Annotated in this window: 7 protein-coding genes and 2 pseudogenes; 5 read left to right on the top strand and 4 right to left on the bottom strand. The window is 54.4% G+C overall.

Annotated elements, in window-relative coordinates; all coding sequences use genetic code 11:
* Positions 1 to 437 precede the first annotated feature (437 nt).
* Both PQR40_RS37835 and PQR40_RS37840 read right to left on the bottom strand, forming a co-directional pair.
* The gene (locus tag PQR40_RS37835; RefSeq protein ID WP_408391435.1) at positions 438 to 1,181 is read right to left on the bottom strand and encodes a bestrophin-like domain; all 744 of its coding nucleotides are present in this window, start codon (positions 1,179 to 1,181) and stop codon (positions 438 to 440) included.
* Positions 1,182 to 1,358: 177 nt separating this feature from the next.
* Positions 1,359 to 1,658, bottom strand: coding sequence for a hypothetical protein (locus PQR40_RS37840; RefSeq protein ID WP_408391432.1), 300 nt, complete (start codon positions 1,656 to 1,658; stop codon positions 1,359 to 1,361).
* A gap of 124 nt (positions 1,659 to 1,782) precedes the next feature.
* On the opposite strand from PQR40_RS37840, the gene PQR40_RS37845 reads away from it, so the two are divergent.
* The gene (locus PQR40_RS37845; RefSeq protein ID WP_408242338.1) at positions 1,783 to 2,181 is read left to right on the top strand and encodes a VOC family protein; all 399 of its coding nucleotides are present in this window, start codon (positions 1,783 to 1,785) and stop codon (positions 2,179 to 2,181) included.
* Between the two features lie 310 nt (positions 2,182 to 2,491).
* Entirely contained in the window at positions 2,492 to 2,824 is a 333-nt protein-coding gene (locus PQR40_RS37850) for a barstar family protein (RefSeq protein ID WP_408511181.1), read from the top strand.
* Positions 2,825 to 2,957: 133 nt separating this feature from the next.
* Here PQR40_RS37850 and PQR40_RS37855 read toward each other — a convergent pair whose 3' ends face one another.
* Complete coding sequence (locus tag PQR40_RS37855; protein ID WP_120308249.1) at positions 2,958 to 3,347, bottom strand: hypothetical protein; 390 nt, start codon at positions 3,345 to 3,347, stop codon at positions 2,958 to 2,960.
* A gap of 614 nt (positions 3,348 to 3,961) precedes the next feature.
* Between PQR40_RS37855 and PQR40_RS37860 the strand changes: the two genes are divergently transcribed.
* Positions 3,962 to 4,783: a hypothetical protein gene (locus tag PQR40_RS37860; protein ID WP_408208699.1), complete on the top strand. Its 822-nt coding sequence runs from the start codon at positions 3,962 to 3,964 to the stop codon at positions 4,781 to 4,783.
* 51 nt (positions 4,784 to 4,834) lie between these two features.
* On the opposite strand, the gene PQR40_RS37865 is transcribed toward PQR40_RS37860, so the two are convergent.
* Positions 4,835 to 6,205 carry a hypothetical protein gene (locus PQR40_RS37865; protein ID WP_408391425.1) on the bottom strand — a complete coding sequence of 457 codons (1,371 nt, stop codon included), beginning with the start codon at positions 6,203 to 6,205 and terminating at the stop codon, positions 4,835 to 4,837.
* A gap of 427 nt (positions 6,206 to 6,632) precedes the next feature.
* Between PQR40_RS37865 and PQR40_RS37870 the strand changes: the two are divergent.
* A pseudogene (locus PQR40_RS37870) lies at positions 6,633 to 6,806 on the top strand (integrase); the annotation flags it as partial.
* Positions 6,806 to 7,087 (top strand): annotated as a pseudogene (locus PQR40_RS37875) (DapH/DapD/GlmU-related protein); the annotation flags it as partial. The pseudogenes PQR40_RS37870 and PQR40_RS37875, both read left to right, overlap by 1 nt.
* Positions 7,088 to 7,134 lie beyond the last annotated feature (47 nt).

The following is a 7,134-nucleotide window of genomic DNA, read 5'->3' on the forward strand; positions in this document are numbered from 1 at the left end:
GGCTGGGTTCAGCCACTTTGAGACATACAACAACCAACCGAGACTCGCTGATATGTGCCGCATATCGAAGCCGGGAAACTCGAGATCCGTCCAGGCGTGAGCAATGTACTGAAGATCGCCAGCCGCGTTGCGCCGCATGTTCCGGCAAATGGTAAAGCTCGGCCGTCCGAAACCATCTAGCGTCTGAGACAAGTTGCTTCAACAATCGATGTTGACCCTGCGGGTACGCCGGGCCGAGGCGAAAGGTTGAATGAGCGTTCTACAGCGGATGCTGTTGAAAAAGTCGGCGGAGGTCAACGTCGCGAGGTCTGCAAAGATCGTTCAACCCTTAACCGAGTCCTGCGAGCGGCTTGTAGGCCGATGTGAGAAATCGATTTTCTTACCGGCGGTGGGAAGATTGCGTGTCGTGACTTTTCAACAGCATCGCCCGACAACGGTCAGCGATCCTCAGGCATCACCTGCAACAACGGCTCCGGCGTCAGCGCGACTTCCCCTGTAAAGGGCCGATCATGGGAGAGGATGAGCAAAACGGTTGTGGCGAGTGCCACCGAAAACAGACCGATGGCCACGGCAGATGTCAGCCGGTTGTCGCAATGAACGAACGCGATGGCGAACAGCAGGCACACCGCCAGAAACGCCAGGCATAACCATTTGACACCATTCACTTCGCTGCGACTGATCAGGATGCGCTCGCTACGCACTTCGAGAGCATGCTGCAGGGACGCTGCGACCTCGTGCTGCGCCGTCTGCTGCCCGGGCGTAACGACTGGCAGGGATAGCGTGAACTTCAGTGCGTTGTACAGCGTGGGAGGAGTAACGTTAAGTGTGACGGCTCCCTTCGCCACGAGCGGCCATTCAGTCGTCGCGGTGTACTGGATGTAGTCTCGGACCATCCTTCGCAGCTCGGTCTGGGCTTCTTCTGGCAAAACGGCAGACATGACAATAACCGATCGCAGCGCACTCGCTTCAGTGGCCACCGCGACATTGGCTCGCGCTGTATCGTTCCAGACCTGCGAGGCCGTGAAGGCGATAAATAAGCCAAATATGATACCGAGCGGAGAAAGCAGACCAGGCGAAATTGCCTTGAATGATCGCCCATGTCGACCGGCAGCAAGCCATCCGGTGACGAGATGGATGGTCGCGCCCGCGAGAAATATCGCACCGAAAGTGACAAGCGCCATCAACCATAACGGCAGCTCATGTATCCATGTACTCATCATTATGGTTGCGCAGTCTGAACGGGATACTCCTGTTGGGGCGGGGAGTCCAAACCCCTCAACCAGACCACGAAGCTCCATCGGTCGTCTGTGCGCTCGACCACGTTGCACCGTGATGGCCGACCGGCCGCACAGCGTTGATTACTGCCCGACCCGACCCATGCTTGCCTCGCTCAAATTCACCGCTTCGCCGATCGTCACAACTCGATAACGTCGTGCCAACTCCAGCGCCCTGATCCAAAACAAGACTTTTTCAACACAATCCAGCGGAAAGGCGTCGTTGCGGCGAAAGGGCGCGAACGGAAGAAACGTGTCGAATTGGGACGCCCAAAGTTGCTTTGCCGACGCGGAGGGCAGGCTCGAACTGCGCGGCATCACCGCCCAGCCAGGCTGCGATCTAATGTTCGTAGTACGGCCGCTCGCGGTTGTCACGAATGGCATACTGGGTCGCAAGATCGGACGGATCTAAATTGAGCCACGCGTCGAGCATTCTTGAACTCCTCAAGGCTGCTCGCAGCAACTACTGAATTTAGACTTCAAATCAATCCCACCATCGAGGTGCTTCATGACAATAGCCAGACCCTTTTTTATGTTTCAAGATGGCGATGCGCAGGCTGCATTGGATTTGTATTTCTCCACATTTCCTGATTCACGGATGGTGCGGGCTGAGCGCTATGCTCAGGGCGAGCCAGGTCCAGTGGGCACGATTAAGGTCGCGGTATTCACAATTTGTGGACGAGAGTTCATGTGCTCCGACAGCCCGATCAAGCACCACTTCTCGTTCACGCCTGCGAGTTCTACCTTCGTGGAATTCGATGCGAAAATAGAACTGGAGCGTGTATTTGGCATCTTGTCCGAGGGCGGTCAGGTTTTGATGCCATTGGACAATTACGGATTTAGCCAGCAATTCGGCTGGGTCAGCGATCGGTTTGGTGTGTCCTGGCAGTTGAACCTTGCGGCCTGACGATTCATTCAATCCGGCCCACCTGTCTTCATTGAAATCTACGTGGATGTCCATGAGTTCAGGGGATGAAATGACAGGCGCATGGCCCGTCAGATGTGGTTTTCCACCATTGCTGCAGCAAATCTGTGGCACACGAACTTCCCCTCTGAGGGCATCAGCCGACTGTTACTTAGTCTCGGCTCGCACGCGCTCATCCGACGGCAACCGGCTAGGAACGGTCACTGGTACTCGGTGCCAGAATCGTCGACAATCCGACGATGGAGTACCTATGGGAACCGCTTTGACGCACAACAGAATTCGGAAAAGCGCGATGACGAAAGTGTTCGTAGACACGACTGAAATTACAGACTGGCCTTCCTTCCATCGGGTCTTCTCGCAGATCTTTGGTTTTCCCGCGTTTTATGGCAACAACATGGACGCGTTGATTGACTGTTTGAGTTACCTCGATGAGCCCCTGGCTGCGATGACGAGCTTGCATGTCAGGCCGGGAGAGACGTTGGCGATACAGCTTGGCGCTGTCATCAGTTTCAGGAGGCGCTGTCCAGACCTATTCGAGGCTTTGCAAGACGCGTGCGCTTTCGTGAACTGGCGTCGTGCGCGCGAGCATGGAGCCGCTTTGGTCGCACTGTCGTACTACGACTGAATCAAAGGACAGTGCTAGGCGCACTGCGGCCAACTTGAGCCGTCCTACGAGATCGCCCAGATCGCCGACTCACAGGCATCGGTTATGGTCAAAGTTGTCCGGATGCTTTTTCGATGGCCCGGGCGCACGCAGCTTAGAAGCCCGGCGCGGGCCGCCAGTGAACATAAGCCGGGAATGAAGCGTTATTCAGAAACGCGGAAAATATGTCGACGACCTGCATCGACATGAACCATTCGTCGCAACGCATCGGAATGTTTCCCGCCCTAAACGCCAATATGGTCCCGTCCGGGAACACTGGATTGGGCTTGTCGTGGAAGGCTCTTGAACGCGTCCTCGTGCCCGCATCAAAGTGTTCGACCATGCAAGTGACGCCGCCCCCTGCAACCTGAACGTAACTCCCGCTCTCACTAGTCAGAGAGGCGTACGAAGACGGCCCATAGCTGCGCAATGCCTTTATTGCACGGCTGATCTGAGCCAGCCTGGGCGCTGAAATGCCGACCTTTCCCTCAATCTCGAATTTCATTGGCCGATAAACTGCGATAGGAGTGTTGAGCAAGAACTTCATCCTACCAGCGCAGTTGGCTGGCATCTTGAACGGCCGCATCGGAGAAAGCCGAAGGTCCGTAAAGGGTCGGCTACGGAAGTTCAGCGTTGGTCGGTGGCCAGCGTCGTGGGGCGGAGGTCATTTGTCTCAGTGCGACCCTGAGCGGCCCCTTAACGGTTTCTCACTTACGACCGAAAGTGGCCCGGAAGCAGGCCCGCGGCCGTTGCTGCCAAACTGCTCTACATCGCCGACCGCGGGTGCCGCAAAGCAGAAACCAAGCGGCAGAAGTCGTTGAATTCGGCCTACAGGAAAAAAAGACAATCGATAAATATCCATTCTTAACTATGCGATTTGGATATTTTCGAAAATCAATGGCCAATTTCACCAAGGTTCACCGGCACTACATATCCGAATGAGGCTGCCCTCTGTAGTCGGCGCGCCACTCTAAAATCTGGTGGGCAACATGCTTCTCGATTGGCAGCTGTGAGCTGCCTAACACGCCGGCCGTCGGAATACTTATTTAGCCAGAAAATCAATTCAAGTTTCTCCGTACTCCGCCGTAATACGATCACAACCTTAAAAATGAGCATGGCATGAGCATTTCGATAAATTCCGCGAACTCCACGACGCTATCTGTATCCGACTCGGCACTCAACTCCGCAGCGCCAACGCCGGGCGTTTCAGCTTCGCAGACCACTCCTTCATCGATTACCGTCAGTGCCGTTGACACCCAGGACCATACCCGTATTGACAAATACCTGGATGCACTGAATGCACCATTGAAAATGGGAGTCGATGCTCAAAGCATTGCTGATGCGCTAGTGCCGACAATGCAGTCCGTCATAAAAGAACGGCCGGATCTTGCAAATGCGCAATTCGACTTCGCGGCGGACAATGGTGCCATTGCTGTCTCTTCGACAACAATGAGTAACAGTGACAAAACCTGGCTTCAGGGAAAGCTAAATAGCAATACATCCCTCGTCCAGGCTGTGAAATCATTTCATGATGACGCAGTCGCCGGTTATACGACTTGGGCGAAGGCGGATGGCAAGCCACTTTCACAGTCCGAGACCGACTCCATAAGCAAACAGGCGGATAATTTGACGAGCTTTATGGACCTGTTCAAGAACCTCGGCGCCGGGGCTCAATCTTCGCTGATGAGAGATGGCACTTACAGCACCTCAGGCGGAGCACCGCTGAATCTCGCTCAAGATCCCGGCAGCGCGAAGGGATTCTTGAGTTTTATGCAAAGCGTGCAATCTGCGAAGAACGGCACTGCCACTTTCGCGACCTCTTCGGGGCAGTCCTTGCACGCAGTTCTTCAGATGAATATTTTCGAAATGAATAGTTCAGCGATGCCGAACTTCTTTCCGCCATCGGACACTCAGTCACTAGGATTTAAGGAGAAAGCCTGATTCCAAGACGTAAGCACGGTGATTCGGCCCGGTATCACCGGGCCGAATTATTTAGTATCGGCCGAGGTAGGTTTCTGTGCAGATGTGAGTGAAGTACGCGTACGACGAGCTGGCGCTCAGCGCCTGACTGTCCGTATAGGCGACCGCGAAGGAATTGGGGTTGTACGTGATCTGCCAATGATCAGCCGGCGTGGACAGTGTTTGAAAAGTCCCGGTACTGGTCCCTTGCCCTTGGCAGACTCCTACGTTCAATGGAGTAACAAGTGTGCCCGTGGATCCCGTATAGCCCGAGGTAGTGGTCAACAGCGTCAGCGCACCTGTCGTACTGCGGTCATACGCTTGAATGGTGACATGCTCACCCGGCGGCAGTCGAACATTGCCGGTGTGGTCCCAGGCGATCACGCCCGGAGTTATCGTGCGCGCCACATTTTCGTGTCCGGGGGCAAGATGCGTAATGTTTTCGGTATCCGTGAACTGATAGAACCCGGCAGTGCCGCCGCCATCTGAAACGCGCAGCGAGTATGTCTGTCCTGCAGGGGCGGATGTCCCCGTGTCGTAAGCGCGCATCAGCAATGTAGCGCCGGCGGACGATGTAACGTTGTATGTTGTTCCTGACGTGAGAGAGGCCCAAGTGTTTGGTGCTGTCTCCAACTGGGCGGTTTGGGTCCCAGATCCTGTGAAGGTAATCAGATTGGCGGTTTGTGTGTTTGATGTCTGAATCGCGTAATAGTCAACGTCGCTTACAGTATCCAGATTCGCGTTGATTAGTTGATTGCCCGGCAGCTGTGTCGGGTGGAGAATTGAGTCGTTCGGTTCGTACGTATCGTAGCCGGTCGTGCCAGTCACTTGAAACTGGAACGTCGCACCACCTGCTCCCTGTTGTGAGTCTACGAGCAATAAAAGTCGGACAGGACCGCCGGGTATGCCTTCGACGATTTTGTTCTGCGACGAGTCGCGTTCGTCATCCAGATACGTGAAAGAACCATCCGAATTGACCTGGACCAGGTGGGCGTCGTGTTCTTCATTAAATGGGAGATTAACGACATAGGCCACTGTCTTGGTTACATCAGCTGCAACGAACTCAAAACAATCTGTTTGCCCGGAAGGCGCTGTACTTGCGTTGTACGCCGCACCAACTTGAATGTCCGCACAGCCTGTAACAGGCGGCGCTACCGTCGCAGCGGTAAATGTGGTATCACGCGTTGTTCGCAGCGATTGGAAGCGGGTAGTTGGAAGACTCCATGGCCTTACGGTGATAGGTTTCGCAGCTGCGGACTTTAGGCGGGCGATGGCAGGTGTGTCGTCGTTGACGCTAATTCCCGAAGTGTGGGACTGTGCATTAATAGTTTCGGCCCAACTGAGTTGCGGCATATAAATCGCCGTACCAATGAGCACACTCAAGAACAAGGCTTTTGTTTTCATATTTTTTAGCGGAATGAGTTGCGGATGAGATTCGGACAGCGGCACTCATGTTAAGGCTAATTTATAATTATTTCTTAAAATATATCAATCATCGGACTCGCATATGCTATTCGAATACATGAATTTTCTATGTGCCGCTCAAAAGCTTTTTCCCAGCACTGCTCCAGGAGGGAGATAGAAGCCAAGTTTTGTCGGTACCGAATTGCAGGCGTGGATAATGCCCTTTGCATTAAATCGATGCCAATTTGGCGCCAATCAAATTTGCATCGACCATGTGAGGCGGCCTCTATTCGCTGACGATGCGAATGCTGAAAGCGTGACGAAGAGAGACACTCGCGCTCGCTGCGCGTCCGTCGCTCTCTGGCCGTTTGTCGCCTCCGGTGGTTCGCGCAGACTGGAACTCCCTTCACTTGGAAAGGAGATCGTCATGGAAGCTAATACCGTCGCCAGCCCGGCACGGGTGCCTTGGAACAAAGGCAAGCTTACTGGGCAGAAGCCCCCGCTAAAACTGAAAGAGATCTGGGCGATACGGATTCGTCTGCAACTGGCCGCGAGAACCCGCGACCTTGCGATGTTTAACCTGGCCATCGACAGCAAGCTGGCGGACTCGACATTGCTGACGATGTGATGATCGGGCCAAACGTGAGCATCATCACGTCTGGCCATCCCATTGAACCTTCCCAGCGGCGCAACGGCGTAATCGCAAAGCCCATCGTGATTGAGAGAAACGTCTGGATCGCAGCTGGGGCGATCATTATCGGTGGCGTAACAGTAGGCGAGAACTCGGTTGTCGCGGCAGGATCGGTAGTTACCAAGGACGTTCCACCGAATACTCTTGTCGGTGGAAATCCGGCGAGGGTCATTCGTTCGATTGCTGACTAACGGGACATCTGCAAAGGGGCAGCTACGGTAGTTCGGCATTAGACCGG

The organism is Paraburkholderia sediminicola, assembly GCF_046026855.1.
Taxonomy (GTDB): domain Bacteria; phylum Pseudomonadota; class Gammaproteobacteria; order Burkholderiales; family Burkholderiaceae; genus Paraburkholderia; species Paraburkholderia sediminicola_A.